Here is a 24331-nt window from a genome sequence, read left to right as displayed (position 1 = left end):
GCGGGAACATCCAAACCGATTGGCCTGCCTATATCAAAGGTTTAGAGCACCGGCAGCCTGCGTGAGCGACCGGCGGGATGTGGCGTTAAGAACTACTCCTTTGAGGACAGTTCATCATAACATTCTAACGCCTTTCCCGCGTACATCATTGCGGGGCCGCCGCCCATTTGAACGCACATGGCCAAGACATCCGACACTTCTTCGCGGCGGGCTCCGGCCTTTATCAAAGTCTCTACATGCAAGGCGATACAGGCCACGCACCGGGTCGAAACGGCGATGCCAAGGGCGACGAACTCCTTGGTTTTGAAATCCAAAACCCCACCTTTCTTCACGGCTTTGGACAGCCCGCCAAAGGCGCGGCTGGCTTCGGGGATGGCTTTGTTCAGGGTGCGCAACTGGTTGCGGGTATCAGACAATTTGTCGGTCCAGATCATATCAGAGTCCTTGCATGTATCTGGTGCAAGCCAGATCACGGCACAGCGGCGCGGACCTTGATCTTGATCAGATTCGAGACCGATCGCATGAAAATAGCGGTGTGATTTTGATCTACCCGAACCGATGCGGTGATAGCGCGGCGACTGTGGCTTGATCTATGTCCGGCGCACGGCCAAGGATCAGATCGGCAGCCAATTGGCTGGCTGCAGGAGCTGTTTGAAATCCGTATCCGCCTTGCCCGGCGACCCAGAAAAACGAGGGCACGGCCGCATCGCGGCCAATGGTGAGCGCGCGATCGGGCGAGAATGTCCGCAGTCCCGCCCAAGAGGCAATCACCCGATCAACCGGCGCGGTGACCATTGCCGCATAGCGCGCCAACCCTTCGGCCAAAACCATATCATCGGGCCATGCGTCATGTGGCACAGCCAGATCCTCATCGGCGGGCGAGACGATCCAAGCGCCGGCGTCCGGTTTGCCATACCATTGCTCGCCTGCGCCGATCACCATAGGCCAACGGGAAACATCCCGCCCTTGCGGCGCCGGAATCCGCGCCATGGACCGGCGCAGCGGGGTTAAGCCGATGGGCGTGATGCCCGCCTGCAAGGCAATCTGATCGGCCCAAGCCCCGGCGGCGTTGATCACCATATCGGCGCGGCGGGCCTCATCATCCCACCGCAGGGTCCAACCGCGCGCATCATAGGCGATGGTTTCGACCCTTGCGCGGGTGATCAAGGCGCCGCCGTTCTGACGGATCTCCCGGCGAAAATCCTGCAGCATCCGGTCGGTATCCAAATCCCATGCTTCGGCGTGATACCCTGCATACGCCACCGCATCTGGGTTGAGTATCGGCAGATACCTCATAGCTTCGGCAACTGGAATTTCATGCATTTTGAGATAGGCAAGGTCGGTATCAAATTGTCCACGCGCCTCGCCGGGAGCCACCAACATCAACCCGCGCGGGGTGGTGTATCCGCCATGGGCAGTGTGATGAAACTCCGCGCTGGCTTCTGATAGGGTGACGGTGGTGGGGGCGCCGTAATTGGCTTCGAACAGGGCCGCCGAACGGCCGGAAGCGTGATACCCAATGTTGTCTTCTGCTTCGAGCACAGTGACGTGCGCATGAGGGGCCAAACGCGCGGCAACCGATAGACCAGCAACCCCGCCGCCGATAACGATGATATCGCTCATGGCTGTTCCCCCGTGCGCGCCTGCAGCCAAGAGTGCCACGGCAAGCCCGCAAACGAAAGGCACCATGCAAGAAATGACGGATACAAAAAAGGCCCACGCAAATGGCGGGCCTTTTCGTTTTGGTCTCTCACGCGCGCTTATTGCGGAATGTCGCCTTCGATGCCTTCGACATAGAAGTTCATCCCCGCCAATGTGCCGTCATCGGCGGTTTCGCCTTCTGCCAACCAATCGCTGCCGTCCTGCTTTTTGAGCGGCCCGGTGAAGGGATGGTAGTCACCCGATGCAATGCTGTCCTTGAGGGCCAGCGCTTCGGCTTTGACCTCGGCGGGCACCTTGTCGGTGATCTCGCCGATACCAACCATGCCGGGGCCTATGCCATCCCATGTCATGGCGCTTTCCCATGTGCCGTCGATAACGGCTTTGGTGCGTTGGATGTAGTAGGGTGCCCAGTTGTCGATGATCGAGGAAACCCGCGGGCCATCGGCAAATTCGGCCATGTCCGAGGCCTGCCCAAAGCCGATCACATTGCCGGCGGCGGCTGCCGCGGCCAAAGGTGCGGTGGAATCTGTGTGCTGCAAGATTACATCGGCGCCTTGCTCGATCAAAACCTTGGCGGCATCGGCTTCTTTGGCGGGGTCAAACCACGTATAGGCCCAAACGATTTTGAACGTTACATCAGGGTTGACCTTTTTGGCGTGGATATAAGCCGCGTTGATGCCACGGATCACTTCGGGGATCGGGAAAGACCCGATATAGCCGACGACATTGCTTTCTGTCATGTGGCCCGCGATGGTGCCTTGCACGGCGCGGCCTTCATAGAAACGTGCCGAATATGTCGAGACGTTCGGCGCGGTTTTATAGCCCGTGGCATGTTCGAATTTCACCTTGGGGAATTTCTTCGCCACATTGATCGTTGGATCCATATAACCAAACGAAGTGGTGAAGATCAGATCCGCACCCTCAAGCGCCATCTGTGTCATTACGCGTTCCGCATCCGCGCCTTCGGGCACGTTTTCGACAAACACAGTTTCGACCGCATCGCCAAATTCTTTTTCAACCGCCAACCGGCCTTGGTTGTGCTCATAGGTCCAACCACCGTCGCCGACCGGACCGACATACACGAATCCGACCTTGGTTTTGTCGCTGTGGCTTTCGGCCCATGCCCCACCGGAAAGAACCAGCGCCAGAGCGGTGGCCGCCCCTGTCATAATTTGTCTGCGTTTCATGTTAAAACTCCCTGTTTTGGTATTTGGCAGCAGTGCCTCATTGTGAGGCGTGGAAAATCCGGCCGAGCGAGGCGGGTGCCTTGCTGCGATCCGATGACATGATGACCAACACAAGGATGGTGATCAGGTATGGAGACATGGAAAGGTATTCCACGGGAATGGCAAGGCCCGCCGCTTGCAGGTTCAACTGCAAGACGGTGACACCGCCAAAAAGATAAGCACCCAGAAGGACACGCCATGGTTTCCATGAGGCGAATACCACAAGGGCCAATGCGATCCATCCGGCGCCGGCGGTCATGCCTTCCGTCCATTGCGGCACGCGGATGAGGCTGATGTAAGCCCCGCCAAGACCGGCACAGGCCCCGCCGAACATGATCGCCAGAACACGGATGCGCACGACCTTATAGCCCAACGCATGGGCGGCATCATGGCTTTCCCCAACCGCGCGCAATATCAATCCCACGCGGGTGAATTTCAGCGCCGCCCATACAGCGGCCACCAAAGCGAGGGCGAAATAGACCATCATATCGTGGCGAAACAGGATTTGCCCCAAGACCGGAAGATCCGACAAAATGGGAATATCAAGCTGTGGCGTCGAGGGCGGTTTTAACCCGACGTAATCTTGCCCCAACAGCGACGACAGCCCGAGGCCGAAGAGCGTCAAGGCAAGGCCCGATGCAACCTGATTGGCGAGGGCGAATTGCGTCAGGAAGGCAAAGAGCAGCGACAGTAGCGCACCACCTACTGCGGCGGCGACAAATCCGATCGCGGGCGATCCGGTTTCAATCGTCGCGGCAAATCCGCAAATGGCGCCGGTGATCATCATGCCTTCGACGCCAAGGTTCAAAACGCCGGATTTCTCGGTCACCAATTCGCCAATCGCCGCCAAAAGGATGGGCGTGGCCGCAACCATGAGCGAGGCCAGAAGAAGCGCGGGGTTGATCGCAGAAAGATCCATCATGCGGCTCCTTTTTGGGAAAATCGAAGGCGGTAGTTGGTCAGGACATCCACTGCCAACAGAAAGAACAATAGCATGCCTTGGAACATCTGGATTGCTGCTCCGGGCAGGCCAAGGCTGCCTTGGGCGATCTCGCCGCCGATATAGGTCAGCGCCATCAAGAGGCCCGCCAGCAATATGCCAACCGGATGCAGGCGCCCCAAAAATGCGACGATGATCGCGGTAAACCCATAGCCGGTATTGAAATCAATGCTGATCTGACCCGCAGGTCCAGAAACTTCAAACAGTCCCGCCAGCCCGGCCAAGGCCCCCGATGCGCCAAGACAAAACAGGATCAACCGCGCCGGATTGATGCCCGCAAACCGCGCCGCGCGCGGCGCTTCGCCGGTCAAACGGATCGCGTATCCGAGCATATGCCGGTTCAGCAGAATATAGGCGAAGATCACCGCGATGAAGGCAAAGGCCACCCCCCAATGCATACCCGATCCTTCAATGATGTCGGCGTTATGGGCCGAGGCATATTGCTGCAAATTGCGGCTGCCCGGGAAACCGAACCCTTCGGGGTTTTTCAACAGCCCCAATGACATAGAAGCCAAGAGTTGTTCCGCGACATAGACCAGCATCAGGCTGACCAAAATCTCGTTGGTCCCGAATTTCACCTTCAAAATCGCCGGTATCATTGCCCAAAGCATGCCGCCAATCGCGCCCGCGAGGATCATCAATGGAAAGATGATCCAGCTTTCCATCGGATAAAACGCCAATCCCGTTCCGGCGCCGCAAATCGCGCCGACGATATATTGCCCCTCGGCCCCGATATTCCAAATTCCAGCCTTAAAGCCGAGACTTAGGCCAATCGCGATCAGCACCAAAGGCGCGCCTTTGACCAACAATTGCGGGCGGTAGTAAAAGGAAAATTCGCCGAACAACGGATCCCAGAAAATCGTACGGATCGCTTCAATCGGGTCTTTGCCCAAGGCCGCAAACATAAGCCCGCCGGCGATCATTGTCGCGAGCACAGCCAAGAGCGGCGTCAGATAGGCAAAGGCCCGTGACGGCTGCGGGCGTTTTTCAAGCATCAACATGGGCCACCTCCATATCGCTAGCGCCGCCCATCATCAGCCCGATTTCCTCAATCGTCAGCCCCGCCGCAGGGCGAACAGGCGTCAAGCGCCCCTCGTTGAGCGCGGCAAATGTGTCGGATATTTCCATCAACTCATCCAAATCCTGGCTGATCACGATGATCGCCGCCCCCCCTGCGGCCAGATCGAGCAAAGCCTGCCGGATCGCGGCAGCAGCAGAAGCATCAACCCCCCATGTCGGTTGGTTCACCACCAAAACCTCGGGCCGCTGCAAGACCTCGCGGCCAATGACGAATTTTTGCAAATTGCCACCCGACAGCGCCCGCGCGGCGGTGCCTGCGCTGGGCGTGCGCACGTCAAATGCGGCGATAATTCTCTCGGCAAAATCCTTGGTGGTGCCCCATTTGAGAAACCCGCGCGCGGTCAATCCTTCGCGTTCTGCCCCTGTCAGCAAGGCATTCTCGGTCAAGCTCATGTCCGGCGCGGCAGCATGGCCCAATCGTTCCTCGGGGGCGGTCAAAAGTCCGATTTTACGGCGCATCTTCGGACCCATATTGCCAATCTCTGCGCCGCCAAACGTCACGGCACCTGCCGCGCTTTTCAATTCGCCCGACAGCGCGCCAAGCAATTCGTCTTGTCCGTTGCCCGCAACGCCGCCGATGCCCAAAACCTCGCCGCGCCGCACGGTCAGGCTGACATCCTTGAGCGCGGTGCCAAACTCCGAGGGCGAGGCGAGCGACAGATTCTCGATCTCCAAGGCGACAACACCCGCGTCGCCCTCGCGCCGTTTGGGTGGTTTCAATGCGCTGCCGACCATCATTTCCGCCATCTGCGCGGCGCTAACCTCGCGGGGGACGCATTCGCCCACCTTCTTACCAAGCCGCAAAATCGTCGCCTCGTCGCATAGGGTGCGGATCTCTTCGAGTTTGTGACTGATATACAAGATTGCCGTGCCTTCGGCTGACAGCTTGCGCAGGGTCTGGAAGAGAATTTCCACCTCTTGCGGGGTGAGAACCGAAGTGGGTTCGTCCATGATCAAAAGTTTGGGGTCTTGCAGGAGACAGCGGATAATTTCGACCCGCTGGCGTTCACCCGCCGACAAATCCCCCACCGTGCGGAACGGATCGAGCGGCAAGCCGTAAGCCTCGGACACCTCGCGGATACGCGGCGCGAGATCGCGCGGCGAGGGCGGATTTTCCATCCCGAGTGCGATGTTTTCGGCCACGTTCAGCGCGTCAAAGAGCGAAAAGTGCTGAAACACCATCGCCACGCCGGTCGCGCGCGCGGCCCGTGGCTCTGCGGGGGCGTAGCGCGCGCCATTGAGCGCCATCGTGCCCTTGTCGGGTTTGACCAGCCCATAGATCATTTTGACCAACGTGGATTTACCGGCCCCGTTCTCACCAAGCAAAGCATGCACCTCGCCGCGCTTGATATCGAAGGACACATCGTCGTTGGCGACCACGCCGGGGTAGGCTTTGGTCAGCCCATCGATAGAGAGCAGCACCTCTGTCATGCGCGGATTTCCTTTCGAGCGTGGAGGGGAGGCTGTTGCAGCAGCGCGGCGGCGACACCGACGGCAATCGCCTGCGGGTGTTTGCCGAGCTCGGGCGCGCCAATCGGGCAAGTCAGGCGCAAAATATCCGCCTCTGCATGTCCCAGCGCGGCCAATCGTTTGCGAAACCGGGCCCATTTGCTTTTCGATCCGATCAAGCCGGCAAAGCTGAACCCGCGTTGCAATAGCGCGTGGCAAATCGCCAGATCAAGCACATGCGAGTAGGTCAGGATCAAATGCTCTGCCCCCTGTGGCACATGGGCGGCCAGCCGCTCAGGCGTCTGCGCGGTCAATGGCGTTACGCCGTCGGGGATCACATCGGGAAAGCGATCTGCAGCGGTGTCCACCCATGTGATATCGAAATCAGGCAACGGCGAGAGCGTGTTGACGAGCGCGCGCCCGACATGGCCCGCGCCCCAAATCCACAGCGGCCGCGCTGGCCGCGCGACAGGTTCAATCATCCAGCCGTCTATAAATTGCGCGGTGGGTCTTTCGCCTTTGGCGCGGGCACCCTGCAGGGCGCGGCGGACCGATAGTGGCATATCGCCGGTGCCACGGGCGATCACGTCCTGCGTTTCCAATACTGGCATATCCGCAGCGGTAAACAGGTCGAAAAACAATTCGACCGCGCCGCCACAACATTGCCCCAAATCGGGACCAAGCGCTTGCAGGCTGTGGCGCGGGTGCGGACCGTCCAATGCGGCATTCGCGGCTTCAAACTCCAACGCGCCGCCGCCGATGGTACCCGATTGCGCGCGCCCTGCCGGCCCGTCCCAGATCAACATTGCGGCGCCGGCGGCGCGCGGTGTGGACCCGCGCACAGCGGCCACCACGACCCGCGCCACACAGGAGGCTTGGGTCAAGGCCGCGCGTAGCGCCGCAAGATCAAATCCGGTGTCGTCGCGCGTATCAGCCCTCATCGCGCAGCCTTTCGATCGTCGCCCAAATCCGTTCGGGTGTAGCAGGGGCATCCAGTGCCGGATAGGCGTCGCCACAGGCCGCGACCGCATCGCTCAGGGCCAAAAACGCCGAAATGCCCAACATAAACGGCGGCTCACCCACGGCTTTGGAGCGATAAATCGTCTCCTCGCGGTTCGGCGCATCCCATAATGCCACGTTAAACACATCGGGGCGGTCCGACACGGCGGGAATTTTATAGGTCGAAGGCGCGTGGGTTTTCAGCGCGCCTTTATCGTCCCACACCAGTTCTTCACAGGTCAACCATCCGGCTCCTTGCACATAGCCGCCTTCAATCTGCCCGATGTCGAGGGCGGGGTTCAAGCTCTCGCCCGCGTCATGCACAATATCGGCGCGCAGAATACGGTTTTCGCCGGTCAATGTATCGATGGCCACCTCGGTGACAGCCGCGCCATAGGCGAAATAGAAAAACGGCCGGCCTTGGCCTTTGATTCGGTCCCATGCGAGCTTTGGCGTGGCGTAAAACCCTGTGGCCGACAGGCTGATCCGTGCCTCATAGGCGGATTTTGCGGCTGCGGCGAAAGGCATCGCCGCGCGGCCCGCCGTGACCATTCCATCCACAAAGGTCACCTCCTGCGGCGTGCAATCATGCCGGGCGGCAAGATGCGTGGAAATACGCCCCCGTATGGTATCGCAGGCGATCTTGACGGCCATGCCGTTCAAATCGCTCCCCGAAGAGGCCGCCGTGGCCGAGGTGTTGGGCACTTTGCCCGTGTCTGTTGCGGTGATTTTGATGGCATCCATCTGCAGGCCAAACCGGGCTGCGGCGACCTGTGCGACCTTTTGGAACAGCCCTTGGCCCATCTCGGTGCCACCGTGGTTCAAGTGCACCGATCCGTCTTGATAAACGTGCACCAATGCGCCTGCCTGATTCAGGTGGGTCAGCGTAAAGGAAATGCCGAACTTTACCGGCGAAAACCCGATGCCGCGTTTGATGGTCGGGTGGGACGCGTTCCATTTGGCCACGGCGTCGCGGCGGGCGGCATAATCCGAAGTTTTCAACAATGCCTCGGTCATCTCGTGCAGGATGCAATCCTCGACCACCTGCCCATAGGGCGTGGTCTGCTCTGCTTTTGCGGCGGCGGGCGCGTAATAATTGCGGCGCCGGATTTCAATCGGGTCCAGTCCAATCACATGGGCGCCGTGATCCATCACCCTCTCGATTCCGAACACGCCTTGCGGTCCGCCAAATCCGCGATAGGCGGTGGCCGATTGCATATTGGTGCGCAAACGGTGGCTTTCGATGCGGATGTTGGGGATAAAATAGGCATTGTCAGCGTGCAACATCGCGCGGTCCGCCACCGGAAGCGACAGGTCCTGTGCCCAGCCACAGCGGGTATATTGCCCAAACTCGATGCCTGAAATCCGCCCGTCCGCATCAAATCCCGCGCGATAGGTGATGCGAAAATCATGGCGCTTGCCGGTGATGGTCATGTCGTCGTCGCGGTCATAGCGCATCTTGCAAGGGCGTCCCGTGGCCCGCGCCGCCACGGCGCAAATCACTGCCAACGCATTGCCCTGACTTTCTTTGCCGCCAAACCCGCCGCCCATGCGCCGGATTTCGACCCGCACCGCATGCATCGGCGCGCCGATGGCTTCGGCGACTTTGTGCTGGATTTCGGTGGGGTGCTGGGTGGAGCTATGCACCACCATATCGCCGCCCTCTTGCGGCAGGGCAAGGGCGGCTTGCCCTTCGAGGTAGAAATGCTCTTGCCCGCCCATGTCCAGCGTGCCGTCGATCACATGCGCGGCGGTGTTGATCGCGCTTGTGGCATCGCCCTTGGTGTAGATACGCGGCCCCTCTTCGAAACGTGATCCGGCAGCCAGCGCCTCTTCGATGGTCAGGATCGGCGCCACCGCTTCATAGCGCACTTTGGCCAAACGCGCGGCTTTGCGGGCGGCGAGGTGGCTGGTGGCGATCACCGCAAAAAGGGGCTGCCCAATGTAGTGAACCGAGCCATCGCTCAAAAGCGGTTCGTCATGGACGGAGGGCGAGACGTCGTTGGCAAAAGGCAGATCATCCGCCGTCATCACCGCCACGACGCCCCTCGCCGCGCGCACTGCGGAAAGATCCATCACGGAGATGGTGCCGGCCGCAATCTCGGACAGGCCAAAGGCGATATGCAGCGTGTTGGCAGGTGTCGGGATGTCATCAACGTAACGCGCGGCGCCGGTCACATGCAGGGCGGCGGCGTCATGAGGAAGAGGTTTATGAGGCAGGGGTTTATGTGCGATACTCATGCCGTGACCTCGGCCAGGGGCGCGCTGAGGCCCTGGTCTTCTTGCCAATACCGCAAAAGCATATTTTGCGCTGTGCCGATGCGATAGCGGCCTGAAGCCCGCATGTCGCTCATCGGGGTGTAATCATCCGCGATTGCGGCCATGGCCGCGCGGATTGTGCTGTCGGACCACGGTGCACCGATGAGCGCCGCTTCGGCGGCATTGGCCCGTTTGGGGGTGCCCGCCATGCCGCCAAAGGCGATGCGGGCGGCGGTGACTGTGGAGCCTGTGACCGTGATATTGAAGGCACCGCAGAGCGCGGAAATATCTTGGTCAAAGCGTTTCGATAATTTGTAAACCTTGAGGCGATCCGCCTGTTTGGGGATGCTGATGGCCTCGACGAATTCGCCGGCGGCGCGGTCCTGTTTGCCATAGTCGAGAAAGAAATCCTCAAGTGCAATGTCGCGGCGCGCATCCCCCTTGCGCAGATGCAACCGAGCCCCGAGCGCAATCAGAGGCGGCGGGCCGTCGCCGATCGGCGAGCCATTGGCGATATTGCCGCCAATCGTCGCCGCGCCGCGCACCTGTGCCGAGCCATAACGGCGCAGCATGGTGCCGAAAGAGGGATGCAACCGGTCCATCACGGCGATCAGATCGGCAATGCGGACGCCGGCGCCGATGCGCAGGCTACGATCCGTTTCAACGATATGCTGCATATCGGTGCACAAATGCAAAAACGCGGCGTTTTCGATCTCGCGCAACTGTTTGGTGATCCACAGGCCAACATCGGTCGCCCCCGCGATCAATGTGGCGTCTGGGTGCGCCTCATACCACGTTGCCAAATCCTCCGAGGAGGTCGGCAAAACCACGTTGCCCGTCATATCGCCAGCGGCGGGCTGCGCGGGCAGATCTGCGGGCAGTTCATCATGGAGCCAATTCGGCACCGGCGCGGATTTCGCCGCCTCCGCTGCGCGCATGATCGGCGCATATCCGGTGCATCGGCACAGGTTGCCCGCCAGAGCGGTGTTATAATCATCGGTGCCGTTGCAATGCGCCACGGCCATCGAGGCAATGAAGCCCGGTGTGCAGAACCCGCATTGTGATCCGTGATGGGCGACCATGGCTTCTTGCACGGGATGTAATGTACCGTCGGGCGCGGTGATGCCTTCAACCGTTCGGATGGCTTTGCCCTGCACTTGCGGCAGCAGCAAAATACAGGCGTTCAACGCCCGCACGCCGTTCTCGTCGCTGACCATAACGGTGCAGGCGCCGCAGTCACCTTCGTTGCAACCCTCTTTGGTGCCGGTCAACCCGCGCGTCTCACGCAGCCAGTCAAGCAAAGTGGCCATCGGAGCCACGTCCTCGATCGACACGCTCTCTCCATTGAGAAGAAAGGTGATATCCATGAATGTAAAACCTGCCGCCTTACCGATGGTCGTGACCTGATGCCTGCCTTCGATGCGACGTAAAAAACAGACGGCCATGGGTCAGCCTTAACCAAGGCCTCAGACAGGTAAGCACATCAAAACCTGTTGCTGCAAGAAAAACCCGCATCGGATTTGCCGACCATTTGGGCGCATGCTTGTTTTTTATGCACGCATGCCGAGGCCGTCGCGGGCCTGTTGGTCACAGGCGCGCCCATGGCAGCAGATCTGTCATCGACCGTCGGCTTGGGGGTTAAAATGGCAGGAAGCCATCGCCCAAGCCATAGCTTTTGACGGCAAGCAGGGGCTGGTCACCCTCATAAGAGAACACAAATACATGCGCCATTTCATTGGCCAGAGTCATCCGGCAAAACACCACATCGGTGTCGAACTGGGCCGGGCAGCCATCGAGATCGACATGCGGAAGTGCGGTTTCGAAAACCTCATAGGTCAGGCTACCGTTTTCCAGATAGTTGGTGCCACCCACATGAGTTTCGCCCGGTCCGCTGGCGATAGCGGTTGTGGCACTTGCGCAGAGGAAGGCAGCGAGGATTGCTTTGGTCATGACAAAATCCAGTGTGTTGTATCACAATAAATTCTTACTAAATTAGTAGGAATTATAAAACCCGGTTTGACGCCCTTTCCCTTGTTTCGCCCGCGCCATATGGTCACGCCATGACAGAGCCCCGATTCATCCACCTGCGCACCCATACCGAATACTCGCTTCTTGAGGGGGCGATGCGGATGAAGAAATTGCCCGGCCTATGCATCGATATGGAGATGCCTGCGGTGGCCGTGACGGACAAAAACAACATGTTCGCGGCGCTTGAATTTGCGGTCACGGCACGCGGCGCCGGTGTGCAACCGATCCAAGGGTGCCAAGTCGATGTCGCCTATATCGATGCCGCCCCGGGCGAGAAACCGCGCGATCCGGCGGCTTTGGTGTTGCTGGCGCAAAACGAGGCCGGTTACGAGAATCTGATGCGGCTCAACACCTGTCTGTATGTGGATAAAGGCGGGCAGTTGCCGCAAGTCACATTGGCAGAGCTTGAGGCCAATTCGGACGGATTGATTTGCCTGTCGGGCGGACCGGACGGGCCGGTGGGGCAGCTTTTGCAATCGGGCCAACGCCCCGCCGCCGAGACCTTGATGCAACGCTTGGCCCGCGCCTATCCCAATCGGCTCTATGTTGAATTGCAACGTCATCCGGTGGACGGAGGATTGCCCGAGGCCGAACGTTTGACCGAACGCGGGTTTATTGAAATGGCCTATGCGATGGATTTGCCTTTGGTGGCGACCAATGATGTCTATTTCCCCAAATCCGAAATGTACGAGGCGCATGACGCATTGATTTGCATCGCCGAGGGCGCCTATGTCGATCAACAAGAGCCGCGCCGCCGGCTGACCCCACAACATTATTTCAAGTCGCAGCAAGAGATGATCACCCTCTTTGCCGACCTGCCCGAAGCCATTGAAAACACCGTCGAGATCGCCAAACGCTGCGCCTTTGGGGCCTATCTGCGCGATCCGATCCTGCCGAAATTTGCTGATGACGAGGTGCAAGAACTGCGCCGTCAGGCCAATGAAGGCCTGCAAGCGCGCCTTGCGGTGATCCCCCATGCCGATACAGTCGAAGCCTACCAAGCGCGGCTTGATTTCGAATTGGACATCATCGAGGGCATGGGGTTCCCCGGTTACTTCCTGATCGTTGCGGATTTCATCAAATGGGCCAAGGATCACGATATTCCCGTCGGTCCCGGCCGTGGGTCGGGCGCGGGCAGCCTTGTGGCCTATGCCCTGACTGTGACCGATCTTGATCCGCTGCGCTACAGTTTGCTGTTCGAACGCTTCCTCAATCCCGAACGCGTCTCGATGCCCGACTTCGATATCGATTTTTGCATGGATCGCCGCGAAGAGGTGATCCGCTATGTGCAGGAAAAATATGGCCGCGATAAAGTCGGGCAAATCATCACATTCGGCGCGCTTTTGTCCAAAGCCGCCGTGCGCGATATCGGCCGCGTGTTGCAAATGCCCTATGGGCAGGTTGACCGCCTGTCGAAAATGATCCCCGTCGAGGGGGTCAAACCGGTCAGCATCGAGCAAGCCCTCGCGCAAGAAGAGCGGTTGCGCGAAGAGGCCAAAAACGAAGAGGTGGTCGACCGCCTGCTCAAATACGGGATGCAGGTCGAAGGATTGCTGCGCAACGCCTCGACCCACGCGGCGGGCGTTGTGATTGGCGATCGGCGCTTGGATGCGCTGGTGCCGCTCTATCAAGATCCACGTTCGGACATGCCCGCGACGCAGTTCAATATGAAATGGGTCGAGCAGGCCGGTCTGGTTAAGTTTGACTTTTTGGGCCTGAAAACCTTGACCGTGATCAAAAATGCCATCGAGCAAATCCACCGCGGCGGGCGGGATTTGCATGTCTCTGCCGACGGGCGGCAACTGTATGAACCTGCCGAAGGCGCCGAGAACGATATCGGCCACATCCCTTTGGACGACGCGCCGACCTATGAGCTCTACGCCAGCGCCAAAACCGTCGCGGTGTTCCAAGTTGAATCCACCGGCATGATGGATGCGCTGAAACGCATGAAGCCGACCTGTATCGAGGATATTGTCGCGCTTGTGGCGCTCTATCGTCCCGGCCCGATGGAGAATATCCCGACCTATTGCGAGGTCAAAAACGGCCTTAAGGAGATCGAATCCGTCCACCCTTTGATCGACCATATTCTTGAGGAAACCCAAGGTATTATCGTTTACCAAGAACAGGTGATGCAAATCGCGCAGGTCATGGCGGGATATTCGCTTGGCGGGGCGGATTTGCTGCGCCGCGCGATGGGTAAGAAGATCAAAGAGGCGATGGACGCCGAGCGCCCGAAATTTGAAAAAGGCGCGGCTGAAAACGGGGTTCCGGCGAAAAAAGCGTCGGAAGTTTTCGACCTGTTGGAGAAATTCGCCAACTACGGTTTCAACAAATCCCACGCCGCCGCCTATGCGGTCGTCAGCTATCAAACCGCATGGCTCAAGGCCAATCACCCAGTCGAATTTATGGCCGGTGTGATGAATTGCGATATTCATCTGACCGACAAACTGGCGATTTATTTCGAAGAGGTGCGCAAGCGGCTCGAATTGCCCTATGTGCCGCCCTGCGTGAATCGCTCGGATGCGACGTTCAAGGTCGATGACGGCGCTTTGGTCTATGCGCTGGGCGCGCTCAAAAACGTCGGGACAGAGGCGATGCGGTTGATCACCGACGGGCGCAAAGTGGACGGGATCGACAAACCCTTTGCCACGTTGTTTGACCTTGCCCGCCGTGTCGATTTGAAACGTGTGGGCAAGCGACCGCTCGAAATGCTGGCGCGGTCCGGCGCCTTTGACCAACTCGACACCAACCGCCGCCGCGTCTTTGACAGCCTCGATGCGCTGGTCGCGTATTCTGCCGCGATTCATGAGCAAAAGAACTCGAACCAAGTGTCGCTTTTTGGCGAGGCGGGCGATGATTTGCCCGAACCGCGCATTGCGCCGGTGAACGACTGGATGCCTGCCGAACGGCTGAGCGAAGAATTTAAGGCCATCGGGTTTTACCTCTCCGGTCACCCGCTCGATGACTATATGGTGCCGCTGAAGCGCAAGGGCATCCTGACCCTTGACGAGGTCACGGCCAAGGCCGAAGGCGGGCCGTTTATCGCCAAACTGGCTGGCATTGTCGCAGGGCGGCAAGAGCGTAAATCCGCGCGCGGCAACCGGTTTGCCTTTGCCCAACTGAGCGACACGACCGGCGCCTATGAGGTCACGATCTTCTCGGACACGTTGGAAAAATGCCGCGACCATATCGAAACCGGCATGAAGGTGGTCGTCACCGCCGAAGCCACGATGGAAAGCGATCAATTGAAATTGCTGGCGCGCGGCATTGCCCCCATCGACGGGGTGGTGGCCGATGCCGGTTCGGTGGGGTTGAAGATCTTCGTTGAAGATGCGGCGGCGGTTGCCACCGTGGCCGAGGTGCTTGAAGACGCGTCACAGAAAATCAAATCCGGCGGGCGCGGTCCAATCATATTTTGCCTTATGGATCCGGATTTGCCCGGCGAAGTCGAAGTCGATACCGGCCGCGAATATCCCGTCACCCCGCAAATCAAAGGCGCGCTCAAAAGCCTGGATGGTGTGATGGAAGTGGAAGAAGTCTAACCGCCGCTTCTACGGCCTTTCCCGCCCGCCTCATGTCTCATGATCCTGCGGAATGAGGGGCATTCAGTGGCCAGCCTTCGCCGAAGTCCCCGCCCCGCGCAATCAACGGTGGCTCTTGTGGGCAAGTTTTTGTAAACCCGCCGTAAAGGGAACAGGAGATGGGGCAAGGCGTGATCAAACGCGGATTTCATGGACGTGCCGCTGTGGTGATGATGGCGCTATGGGGGCTTGCCGCATGTGGTCATCCCATTGATAAAATTCCGCGCCTGTCAGATGTGCCTTTGGCTGCAGATGCCCCGCAAGCCGACGCCATGGCCGCCCCCACGGAGGGGGACGCGCAGGACGAAAACGAGGGGCTCTTTACGCGCCTGTTCCGCAAGAACGCCCCCGCGTCCGCCGACACCCCGCCAAGCTTGCCAACCGATCCGGCGCAGAATGCCGCCGACGCGGCACAGCCCGATGCGGCGCCGCTTGATCGGTTGGGTTCTGATCCACAGGATTCGGGGGACACGCAAGATACCACCACCGCGCCCGCAAAAGTGACCGAACAGGCGCCACCGCCTCGCAAACGCGGGCTCTTGGGCATGTTGGGCTTTGGGGGCAAGACCGCGCCGACCTCTGCCGCCGCGCCCGCACAAGCCGCAATGCCCGACAGACCCGCCCCCGATGCCATAGCTTTGACCGCAGATGCCTTGCCCGTATCCGCATCCGCGCCGCGTGAAAGCACCGCAAAACCGACGCGCAGGGGTATCTTGAGTTTTCTGCGTTCCGGCACCGCGTCCGAGGCGGGCCATGATGGTCCTGTGCCGCCCCCCGACGACGCGGCCGATGCGCCCGGCGAAGCAGTCGCGCTCGCGGCCCTCCCGGATCCCGATCCCGCACCGCAAGCCGATTTAGAATCGCAAAAACCGCGCGGGTTGTTTGGCCTTCTGTCCGGGGTGAAATCGCCGCCGCGCCGCACCGGCCCCGACGCCATGCTTGTCTCCTACGGGACGCAGTTGCCCTATGGAGAGATTGCGCATCTGTGCAATTTGCCGAGATCCGCAATGGGCACCGAAGTCGCCAGCTATCCCGAGCGGCGCGCCAAATATCGTCTTTACGATAGTTTGCCCGGACACACGGGTGCGCATACGTTCTACATCACCGGATTTAACGACGGGTGCGCACGGCAATTCACCGCCGCTTTGGCGGTCTTCGGCCGCGCCTCGATGTATGAACGTTTGCAATATTTGTTGCCGGTGAAGCAGCGCCCGAACGGGGCAGCGGATCAAGCCTATGAAAAGGTGAAATCCAAAACCTGCGGCGTGGCGCGCGGCGCAGCATGCGGTAAGAAGATGGATGTCTTGGAACGCGACACGGTGTTCTTGTCTCTCTACGAGCGCTATGGCGATAATGCCCGATGGAGCAATGTTTTGCTACATGACGGTGCGGTCATCGCGAAGGATATGAAAATACCCTGACAGTCGGCCAACAGTTGCCATCTGTACTGCCAGTGTCATTGCGGTCGCCGTGAACTTACACGCGTTTAGAGCAGATCTCCGGTGATTGACCCATTCGGCCCATATGGGCCGGCCCCGATGGATTGCTCACCAATGTGGGGGGCGCTCGTCGCCCAAGAACACCTGCCCGGCGGTTCCCGCTTCGCGTTCGGCCTCGCGTTCCATCAACATTTGTACCCGCCGCGTCAACATGGCGATCTCGGTCTCTTGTCGCGCGACGACCTCCGAAAGGTCTTCGGTGACGCGGATCAAATGGGCAATTTTTTCTTCAAGGACTTGCATGTATTCACACATACGAGTGGCGCCGAACTGCGTCAACTCACCAAAAGCGGGCGGTTGGCCGGTCTCAGCCTGTCTATGCCGCCAATGTGGCGGGTCTTCGCGCGGCGGCCCCTTGCTGCATCGCTTGCTCCTGCGGTCCCCTTCGGATAAACGCGGCGCAAGATTTGCCTGCACGGAACCTGCAAGGAAAGAGCCTATGTCCAAGCAAAAGAAACAGCCCCGTCCCAAGGCGCTTCCGCCCAAAGGATTTCGCGATTATTTCGGTGCCGAAGTGGTCGAACGCGGCGAGATGCTACGCAAGATCGCAGGGGTCTATCATCGCTATGGATTTGATGCGCTGGAAAGTTCGGGGGTCGAAACGGTCGAAGCCTTGGGCAAGTTCCTGCCGGATGTGGACCGGCCCAATGAGGGGGTTTTTGCATGGCAGGAGGACGCCGAAGCCGACAAACCCGGCGATTGGCTGGCGCTGCGCTATGATCTGACCGCGCCTTTGGCCCGTGTCTATGCGCAGCACCGCAATGATTTGCCGACCCCCTATCGCCGTTATGCGATGGGGCCGGTATGGCGCAACGAAAAACCTGGGCCGGGACGGTTCCGGCAGTTTTACCAATGCGATGCGGATACGGTCGGCGCGCCCTCGGTGGCGGCGGATGCAGAGATTTGTATGATGTTGGCCGACACCTTGGAGGCCGTGGGTATCCCGCGCGGCGATTACATCATCCGCGTCAACAACCGCAAGGTCTTGAACGGCGTGCTGGAGGCCATGGGCCTGACCGAGGATGTGGAGCGCCGCGATGCGGTGCTGCGTACCATCGACAAATTCGACAAGGTTGGCGAATCCGGCGTGCGTGAGTTGCTCACCAAAGGCCGGTTGGACGCGTCGGGCGCCTTCATTGATGGCGTCGGCCTTAGTGATGACCAAGCCGAACCCGTGATCGCCTTTCTGACATCCAAGGCCGAAACTGCCGAAGCGACGCTGACCAACTTACGCGCTGCGGTTAGCGGCTCGAATGTCGGCGAAGAGGGCGTTCAGGAGCTAGAGCAAATTGCGGCGCTCGTCGCAGCGGGCGGCTATGACACGGCGCGCATCGATATCGATCCGTCGGTGGTCCGCGGCCTCGGCTATTATACTGGTCCCGTCTATGAGGCCGAACTTACCTTCGAGATCAAGGACGAGAAAGGCCGCACGCGCAACTTCGGCTCTGTCGCGGGCGGGGGGCGCTACGACGATCTGGTCAAACGCTTCACTGGTCAAGCCGTGCCGGCCACCGGCGTGTCGATCGGGGTCGACCGTTTGCTCGCAGCGCTGCGCGAAAAGGGCCGGATGACATCCCTGGCCCAAGGGCCGGTGATCGTCACGGTCATGGATAAAAACCGCATGGCCGATTATCAGGCCATGGCAGCCGAATTGCGCGCCGCAGGCATCCGTGCCGAAGTCTATCTTGGCAATCCGAAAAACTTTGGCAACCAATTGAAATACGCCGACAAACGCATGTCACCCGTTGCGGTGATCGAAGGCGGTGACGAGAAAGAAAAAGGCGTGGTGCAGATCAAGGACCTGATCCTTGGTGCACAAATTGCCGAGACCGCCACATTGGAAGAATGGAAAGACCGGCCCAGCCAATTTGAAGTGCCGCGCGCCGAATTGGTCGACAAAGTGGCCGAGATCGTCGCGCTGCATGCGCCTGCAACAGCCACAAGCGGAGATCTGTGATGTCCTCCCGTGCTGCGATCCGCAACGAGGCCGCGCGGCTGCGCGCCGGTTTTGAAACCGCTGGCGCTTTGCCTGTCGAAACCGCGATCTTGCAACCCGCTGAGGTGTTGCTCGACCTGTATGGCGAAGATATCCGCGCCCGTGCCTATGTGACCTCCGATGCCCTGCGCGGCGAGCAAATGTTGCGCCCGGACTTTACCGTTCCCGTGGTGCAAATGCACATGCAACACGGCGCGACCCCCGCGCGATATACCTATGCGGGCGAGGTGTTCCGCCGCCAAGAGGACGATCCCGACCGCGCAAATGAATATTTGCAGGTCGGCTACGAGATTTTCGACAAAGAGAACCCCGCCGAAGCCGATGCCGAGGTTTTTGCCCGTATCCGTGCCGGATTGGGCGATTTGCCTTTACGTGCGGCCACCGGCGACATCGGCGTGTTGTTGGCGGCGGTGACGGCCTTGCGCACCACAGAGCAACGGCGCGCCGCCTTGATGCGCCATATTTGGCGGCCACGCCGGTTCCGCGCGCTGCTCGACCGATTTGCAGGGCGGACACCGCCCCCCGCCAGCCGTGCGGCGTTTCTGGCCGAGGACGATCCCTTTGGAGACGCGCCACAAATCGGGTTGCGCTCGCGCGCTGAAATAGAAGAACGCATCGCCACGCTGCGCGCCGATGCGGTGGCCGAACCAATTCCGGAAGGTGATGTTTTGGTGATCGATTCGATCCTGAATGTGCGCGAAACTATGCCGCATGCGTTGGCGCGGCTGCATGATATTACCGTTGATATGCCTGCGATCGGCACGGCGGTAAATCGTGTCGAAGCGCGTATGGAGGCGCTGGCTCGTTGCGGGGTTGATGTTGAAACGCTTGATTTCGAAGCCTCCTACGGCCGCAGCCAGATGGAATATTATGATGGGTTCGTTTTCGGGTTTTACTCCGAATCCCGCCCCGATTTACCCGCAGTTGCCACCGGTGGACGCTATGATGCGCTGACCCGTGTGCTGGGACAGGGCGCAGAAATTCCGGCCGTGGGTGGGGTGATCCGTCCCGGTTTGGTGGTCGAACTTGGAGGTGGCGCATGAGCATTAAACTTGGAGTGCCCTCCAAGGGCCGCTTGATGGAGAAAACCTTTGACTGGTTTGGCGCCCGCGGTGTGACCTTGGCGCGCACAGGGTCCGAGCGCGAATATTCCGGCATTGTCGAGGGCGTGGAAAATGTCGAGTTGATCCTGCTGTCCGCCGGCGAAATTCCACGCGAATTGGCGGCGGGGCGTATCCATTTAGGGGTCACCGGTACGGATTTGATCCACGAAAAGATCGCAGGATGGGATATGCAGGTCGAAGAGTTGGCGCCCTTGGGGTTTGGCTTTGCGGATCTGATTTTGGCTGTGCCGAACGTCTGGGCCGATGTGAATTGTCTTGACGATCTGGATGCCGTTGCGGCGCAGTTTCGTGCCAAACACGGGTTCCGGTTGCGCATTGCCACGAAATATCACCGGTTGGTGCGCGAGTTTTTGCGCGAAAATGGAGTGGCGGACTACCAATTGGTCGACAGCCAGGGCGCGACCGAAGGCACCGTGCGCAACGAGACCGCCGAAGCGGTGGCCGATATCACCACCACGGGCGACACCCTGCGAGCCAACCATTTGAAATTGCTCGAAGACGGTTTGATCTTGAAATCGCAAGCGACGTTGTTTCGAAGCCGCAAGGCCGAGATCAGCGACGCCGATCGCAAGGTGTTGAACACCCTTTGCAAAACGCTCAAGGTCGATTGAGGGTCTAAAGCAACCCGATGTCCGCCAAGGCGGCCGACAATTCCGGTGGCAAGGCCTCCTCGCCATCCCGGGTCTTGGGGAGGTCGGCAGGGGCATCTTCAGGGTCAAGATAGCGCCACCCTTGGAACGGGCGGCGCAGGGCGCTGGCGGTGCGGTGGATTTCGGGATCAAGGACGATAGCACAACGCCGGATTCCGTCGCCGCGATCCACCTCGTCGAGGCGCAAAATCTTCTGGCGGGCCTGAATTTGGCCTTTGATCACCCAATAGATTGATCCGCCTGCCAAAATCTCCGGCTCGCGCTTGGGCCTCATGCGGGTGACATGGCACGGAAAGCCGTCTTTTGTCTGCACTTGGGGCTGTTTTTGCCATGCCGCGAGGTCATCCACTCCTTCGGTGCCGACCGAAAGTTTCACAAGATGTATGTGTGTTGTCATCGCCACGCCCCAAAGTGTTGAGTCTAAATATAGGGCCAAGTAGGCCAATGGCAAGTTGACCCGCAGCGGGCATCCGCTTAGGTTCGAAAGCCTTCATGCACATCTGCGGGATTGTGCGAATCTGACTCTGTGTTAGAGCCTGTGCCCCTGCGAAACCCGAACAGACGCTGCTGCCACGTAGCCAAAACCCCAATAGGATTACCTTATGAGCCGTTTTTCCGCCCCCATCGCCGAACAAATTTGGGACATGAAATACCGCCTGAAGGATGCCGACGGCACGCCGCGCGACCAATCCATCGAGGATACATGGCGGCGAATCGCACGCGCGCTCTCCGAGGTGGAAAAAGAACCGGCCAAATGGGAAGATGCATTTTACGGCGCCTTGGAGGATTTCAAGTTTCTCCCCGCAGGACGTATCACTGCCGGCGCCGGCACGGCACGCAAGGTCACGCTGTTCAACTGTTTTGTCATGGGCACGATCCCCGATAGCATGGCCGGCATTTTCGACATGTTGAAAGAAGCAGCCCTGACCATGCAGCAGGGCGGCGGCATCGGTTATGATTTTTCGACCATCCGCCCGCGCGGATCGGATGTTTTGGGCGTGGCGGCGGATGCCTCCGGGCCCTTGTCGTTCATGGATGTGTGGGACGCCATGTGCCGCACCATCATGTCTGCGGGTTCGCGCCGCGGCGCGATGATGGCAACGATGCGTTGTGACCACCCTGATGTGCTCGATTTCATCACGGCCAAAGCCGACGCCGCGCGTTTGCGCATGTTCAACATGTCGGTTCTGATCACCGATGATTTCATGGAAGCGGTGAAGGCCGACGCGCCTTGGGAGCTTAAGTTCGACGGCAAAGTATATCACACAATGGATGCGCGCGATCTGTGGAACCAGATCATGCAGGGCACCTATGATGTGGCCGAACCCGGTGTGATTTTCATCGACCGGATCAATGCGGCGAATAACCTGAACTATTGCGAAGATATCGCTGCCACCAACCCCTGTGGGGAGCAGCCTTTGCCGCCCTATGGCGCCTGTCTTTTGGGGTCGATCAACATGGCGCGTCTGGTGAAAGATCCGTTCGACGCGGCGGCCTCGCTTGACGCCGAAGCCATGCAAGAATTGGTCGCCGTGGCAGTGCGGATGATGGACAACGTTGTTGATGCCAGCCAATTCCCGTTGGAAGCGCAAGCCCGCGAAGCCCATGCCAAACGCCGCATCGGGTTGGGTGTAACCGGATTGGCCGACGCCCTGCTTATGGTCGGCCTGCGCTATGGCTCTGACGAGGCGGCGCGTCAGACCGAAGAATGGCTCAAAGCGATCGCCCGCGCCGCCTATTTGGCGTCGGTGGACTTGGCAAAGGAGAAAGGCGCGTTCCCGCTGTTCGACGCCGAGCCTTACCTCGCCTCTGGCACGATGCAGGCGATGGACGAGGATGTGCGCGCGGCGATCCGCGAGAACGGCATTCGCAATGCTCTGCTAACCTCTATCGCGCCGACGGGCACGATCTCGCTCTATGCTGGCAACGTCAGTTCGGGCATCGAGCCGGTGTTCGCCTATGCCTACACCCGCAAGGTTTTGCAAAAAGATGGCTCGCGCACCGAGGAGGAGGTCGTTGATTACGCCGTGCAAATGTGGCGCGATAAAATGGGCGACGCGCCCTTGCCCGATTATTTCACCAATGCGCAAACTCTGGCCCCCGGCGACCACGTCAAAATGCAGGCCGCTGCGCAGAAATGGATCGATAGTTCAATTTCCAAGACCATCAATTGCCCCGAAGACATCGATTTCGAAAGCTTCAAAGATGTCTATATGCAGGCCTATGAAACCGGCTGCAAAGGCTGCACCACCTATCGTCCCAACGATGTGACCGGATCGGTTTTGAGCGTCTCGGAGAAGAGCGATGAAAGCCCCGAAGTCGATCACGGCGCCGACGTCATCTATATGGCCGACCCGTTGGAGCGTCCGAAGTCCTTGGATGGTGCGACGTATAAATTGAAATGGCCTGATTCCGAGCACGCGATTTACCTGACGGTGAATGACATCGTCATAGGCGGTCACCGCCGCCCCTTCGAGGTCTTCATCAACTCCAAAAACATGGAGCATTTCGCATGGACCGTGGCCTTGACGCGGATGATTTCAGCAGTGTTCCGGCGCGGTGGCGATGTGTCCTTTGTCGTCGAAGAACTCAAAGCCGTGTTCGATCCACGCGGCGGTGCATGGATGGAGGGGAAATACATCCCTTCGATCCTCGCGGCCATCGGCGGTGTTCTGGAACGCCATTTGATTTCCATCGACTTCATCGAGGGCGAAGGCATGGGCCTCAAGGTTGATCCGCAAGCCGAAGCGATGGGGGTGGACAGCCGTCCCAAAGGCAAGGCCTGTGCCTCTTGCGGGCAGTACACTTTGATGATGGTCGAAGGCTGCATGACCTGCTCAAGCTGCGGTCATAGCAAGTGTTCTTAGCGAATTGTCGGGACGGGTGTTGTTGTTCTGACCACCAATAAATAGCCATCGGCCGGGCTGAAATGTCCATTTCGCAAGCAAAAAAGGTCAATCGGGCGGAAACGCCCGATTTTCGCGCGTTCCAGGTCCTCTTATGAGTTAAATGGGGGTTCGAGGCTGCCGGGGAGGATATGGGGCGGCGTTGTGGCGAGCAAAAACAATTTTTTGTTTTTTCCATCCACCAGAGCCATCCGAATGTGCAGCCGCAACGCCAGACCGGTCAATCCTTGGGCTGCCTTAGATGAGGGGTCTCCCGAGTATCCAGAGGCGTACCAGCACATCACCATACCCTGGGTTTAAGACAAGAACCCAGTCCAGGTGTTTCAACGGGAAAAGGGCGGCTCGCGCCGCCCTTTGATATCGTTTTTCAGTGTTTCTATCGTGAACGCTGGGCGCGTAGCGCGCCTTCGATGCGTGCGAAGGCTTTGATTGCATCATGTCTTGAATGGCGCCCAAAACAAGCGGGACATCGAAAGCTATCTCCGCTCGCCTTCTGAATCGAATATCCTAAAGCCAAGAAGGCCTCGAAGGCGATTGGGGTCATCGACACGGATTGTGAGGCTATTCCGGTGACCGAAAGGCCTACGATTTCGCGGCTGCGTTGGGTGTAGAGCCGATCAACCAGCACACGTGCTTTCGACATGGAGAACTTTTGGTTCAGCCAGAGCGTGATATCGCAAATATCTTGCTCAGGCCCGAATGAGTTAGGGTGATCTCTCAGACGCTTTTCTTTGATGAGCTGCAATGGACCTGTCACGCTTTTGTGCCGCTCCAAGTGCTCGTTTAAGCCACTTTCCGTTCAAAAGCGACCGGGCTTTTCCAGCCTAATGCTGAGTGTCGGCGGCGCGGATTGTAGAACCCGTTAATGTATT

Annotated in this window: 19 protein-coding genes; 6 read left to right on the top strand and 13 right to left on the bottom strand. The window is 59.2% G+C overall.

Features of this window, described 5'->3' with window-relative positions:
• Nucleotides 1–92: 92 nt before the first annotated feature.
• From DI396_RS14620 to DI396_RS14575, 10 genes are all read right to left on the bottom strand, one after another.
• Nucleotides 93–434 carry a carboxymuconolactone decarboxylase family protein gene (locus tag DI396_RS14620; RefSeq protein ID WP_110796975.1) on the bottom strand — a complete coding sequence of 114 codons (342 nt, stop codon included), beginning with the start codon at nucleotides 432–434 and terminating at the stop codon, nucleotides 93–95.
• A 112-nt stretch (nucleotides 435–546) separates the two neighbouring features.
• Nucleotides 547–1623 carry an NAD(P)/FAD-dependent oxidoreductase gene (locus DI396_RS14615; RefSeq protein WP_110797069.1) on the bottom strand — a complete coding sequence of 359 codons (1077 nt, stop codon included), beginning with the start codon at nucleotides 1621–1623 and terminating at the stop codon, nucleotides 547–549.
• 137 nt (nucleotides 1624–1760) lie between these two features.
• Nucleotides 1761–2849 (bottom strand): BMP family ABC transporter substrate-binding protein, encoded by a 1089-nt coding sequence (locus tag DI396_RS14610; RefSeq protein ID WP_110796974.1) that lies wholly within the window; start codon nucleotides 2847–2849, stop codon nucleotides 1761–1763.
• A 37-nt stretch (nucleotides 2850–2886) separates the two neighbouring features.
• Nucleotides 2887–3807, bottom strand: a complete 921-nt coding sequence (locus DI396_RS14605) for an ABC transporter permease (RefSeq protein ID WP_110797067.1) — start codon at nucleotides 3805–3807, stop codon at nucleotides 2887–2889.
• The gene (locus DI396_RS14600; protein ID WP_110796972.1) at nucleotides 3807–4889 is read right to left on the bottom strand and encodes an ABC transporter permease; all 1083 of its coding nucleotides are present in this window, start codon (nucleotides 4887–4889) and stop codon (nucleotides 3807–3809) included. Before DI396_RS14600 ends, DI396_RS14605 begins: the two co-directional genes overlap by 1 nt.
• Entirely contained in the window at nucleotides 4876–6399 is a 1524-nt protein-coding gene (locus tag DI396_RS14595) for an ABC transporter ATP-binding protein (protein ID WP_110796970.1), read from the bottom strand. Before DI396_RS14595 ends, DI396_RS14600 begins: the two co-directional genes overlap by 14 nt.
• Nucleotides 6396–7358 carry a xanthine dehydrogenase accessory protein XdhC gene (xdhC, locus tag DI396_RS14590; RefSeq protein WP_110796968.1) on the bottom strand — a complete coding sequence of 321 codons (963 nt, stop codon included), beginning with the start codon at nucleotides 7356–7358 and terminating at the stop codon, nucleotides 6396–6398. The genes DI396_RS14595 and xdhC overlap by 4 nt, the downstream gene beginning before the upstream one ends.
• Entirely contained in the window at nucleotides 7348–9657 is a 2310-nt protein-coding gene (xdhB, locus tag DI396_RS14585; RefSeq protein ID WP_110796967.1) for a xanthine dehydrogenase molybdopterin binding subunit, read from the bottom strand. Before xdhB ends, xdhC begins: the two co-directional genes overlap by 11 nt.
• A complete protein-coding gene (gene xdhA / locus DI396_RS14580; protein ID WP_110797065.1) occupies nucleotides 9654–11042 on the bottom strand; it encodes a xanthine dehydrogenase small subunit in 1389 nt (462 codons plus the stop codon). The genes xdhB and xdhA overlap by 4 nt, the downstream gene beginning before the upstream one ends.
• A 271-nt stretch (nucleotides 11043–11313) precedes the next feature.
• A complete protein-coding gene (locus DI396_RS14575; protein WP_110796966.1) occupies nucleotides 11314–11625 on the bottom strand; it encodes a hypothetical protein in 312 nt (103 codons plus the stop codon).
• Between the two features lie 110 nt (nucleotides 11626–11735).
• Here DI396_RS14575 and dnaE point away from each other — a divergent pair, with 110 nt between their 5' ends.
• Both dnaE and DI396_RS14565 read left to right on the top strand, forming a co-directional pair.
• Complete coding sequence (gene dnaE / locus DI396_RS14570) at nucleotides 11736–15245, top strand: DNA polymerase III subunit alpha (protein WP_110796964.1); 3510 nt, start codon at nucleotides 11736–11738, stop codon at nucleotides 15243–15245.
• A 158-nt stretch (nucleotides 15246–15403) separates the two neighbouring features.
• A complete protein-coding gene (locus DI396_RS14565) occupies nucleotides 15404–16705 on the top strand; it encodes a hypothetical protein (protein ID WP_110796962.1) in 1302 nt (433 codons plus the stop codon).
• 126 nt (nucleotides 16706–16831) lie between these two features.
• Here DI396_RS14565 and DI396_RS14560 read toward each other — a convergent pair whose 3' ends face one another.
• Nucleotides 16832–17026: a SlyX family protein gene (locus DI396_RS14560; RefSeq protein WP_110797063.1), complete on the bottom strand. Its 195-nt coding sequence runs from the start codon at nucleotides 17024–17026 to the stop codon at nucleotides 16832–16834.
• A 196-nt stretch (nucleotides 17027–17222) separates the two neighbouring features.
• On the opposite strand from DI396_RS14560, the gene hisS reads away from it, so the two are divergent.
• The 3 genes from hisS to hisG are packed head-to-tail and all read left to right on the top strand — an operon-like array spanning nucleotide 17223 to nucleotide 20514.
• Nucleotides 17223–18740 (top strand): histidine--tRNA ligase, encoded by a 1518-nt coding sequence (gene hisS / locus DI396_RS14555; protein WP_110796961.1) that lies wholly within the window; start codon nucleotides 17223–17225, stop codon nucleotides 18738–18740.
• Complete coding sequence (locus tag DI396_RS14550; RefSeq protein WP_110796959.1) at nucleotides 18740–19822, top strand: ATP phosphoribosyltransferase regulatory subunit; 1083 nt, start codon at nucleotides 18740–18742, stop codon at nucleotides 19820–19822. The genes hisS and DI396_RS14550 overlap by 1 nt, the downstream gene beginning before the upstream one ends.
• A complete protein-coding gene (gene hisG, locus DI396_RS14545; protein ID WP_110796957.1) occupies nucleotides 19819–20514 on the top strand; it encodes an ATP phosphoribosyltransferase in 696 nt (231 codons plus the stop codon). Before DI396_RS14550 ends, hisG begins: the two co-directional genes overlap by 4 nt.
• 4 nt (nucleotides 20515–20518) lie before the next feature.
• Here hisG and DI396_RS14540 read toward each other — a convergent pair whose 3' ends face one another.
• Nucleotides 20519–20950 carry a DUF1489 family protein gene (locus DI396_RS14540; protein ID WP_110796956.1) on the bottom strand — a complete coding sequence of 144 codons (432 nt, stop codon included), beginning with the start codon at nucleotides 20948–20950 and terminating at the stop codon, nucleotides 20519–20521.
• A gap of 205 nt (nucleotides 20951–21155) precedes the next feature.
• Here DI396_RS14540 and DI396_RS14535 point away from each other — a divergent pair, with 205 nt between their 5' ends.
• A complete protein-coding gene (locus tag DI396_RS14535; protein ID WP_110796954.1) occupies nucleotides 21156–23420 on the top strand; it encodes an adenosylcobalamin-dependent ribonucleoside-diphosphate reductase in 2265 nt (754 codons plus the stop codon).
• Between the two features lie 415 nt (nucleotides 23421–23835).
• Here the strand turns inward: DI396_RS14535 and DI396_RS16460 are convergent, their stop codons facing one another.
• Nucleotides 23836–24204: a hypothetical protein gene (locus tag DI396_RS16460; protein ID WP_162617239.1), complete on the bottom strand. Its 369-nt coding sequence runs from the start codon at nucleotides 24202–24204 to the stop codon at nucleotides 23836–23838.
• Nucleotides 24205–24331: the final 127 nt, after the last annotated feature.

This window comes from Litorivita pollutaquae, assembly GCF_003205515.1.
Taxonomy (GTDB): domain Bacteria; phylum Pseudomonadota; class Alphaproteobacteria; order Rhodobacterales; family Rhodobacteraceae; genus Litorivita; species Litorivita pollutaquae.
Note: the sequence above shows the minus strand (reverse complement) of the source record. Positions and strands in the feature narration are given on the sequence as shown.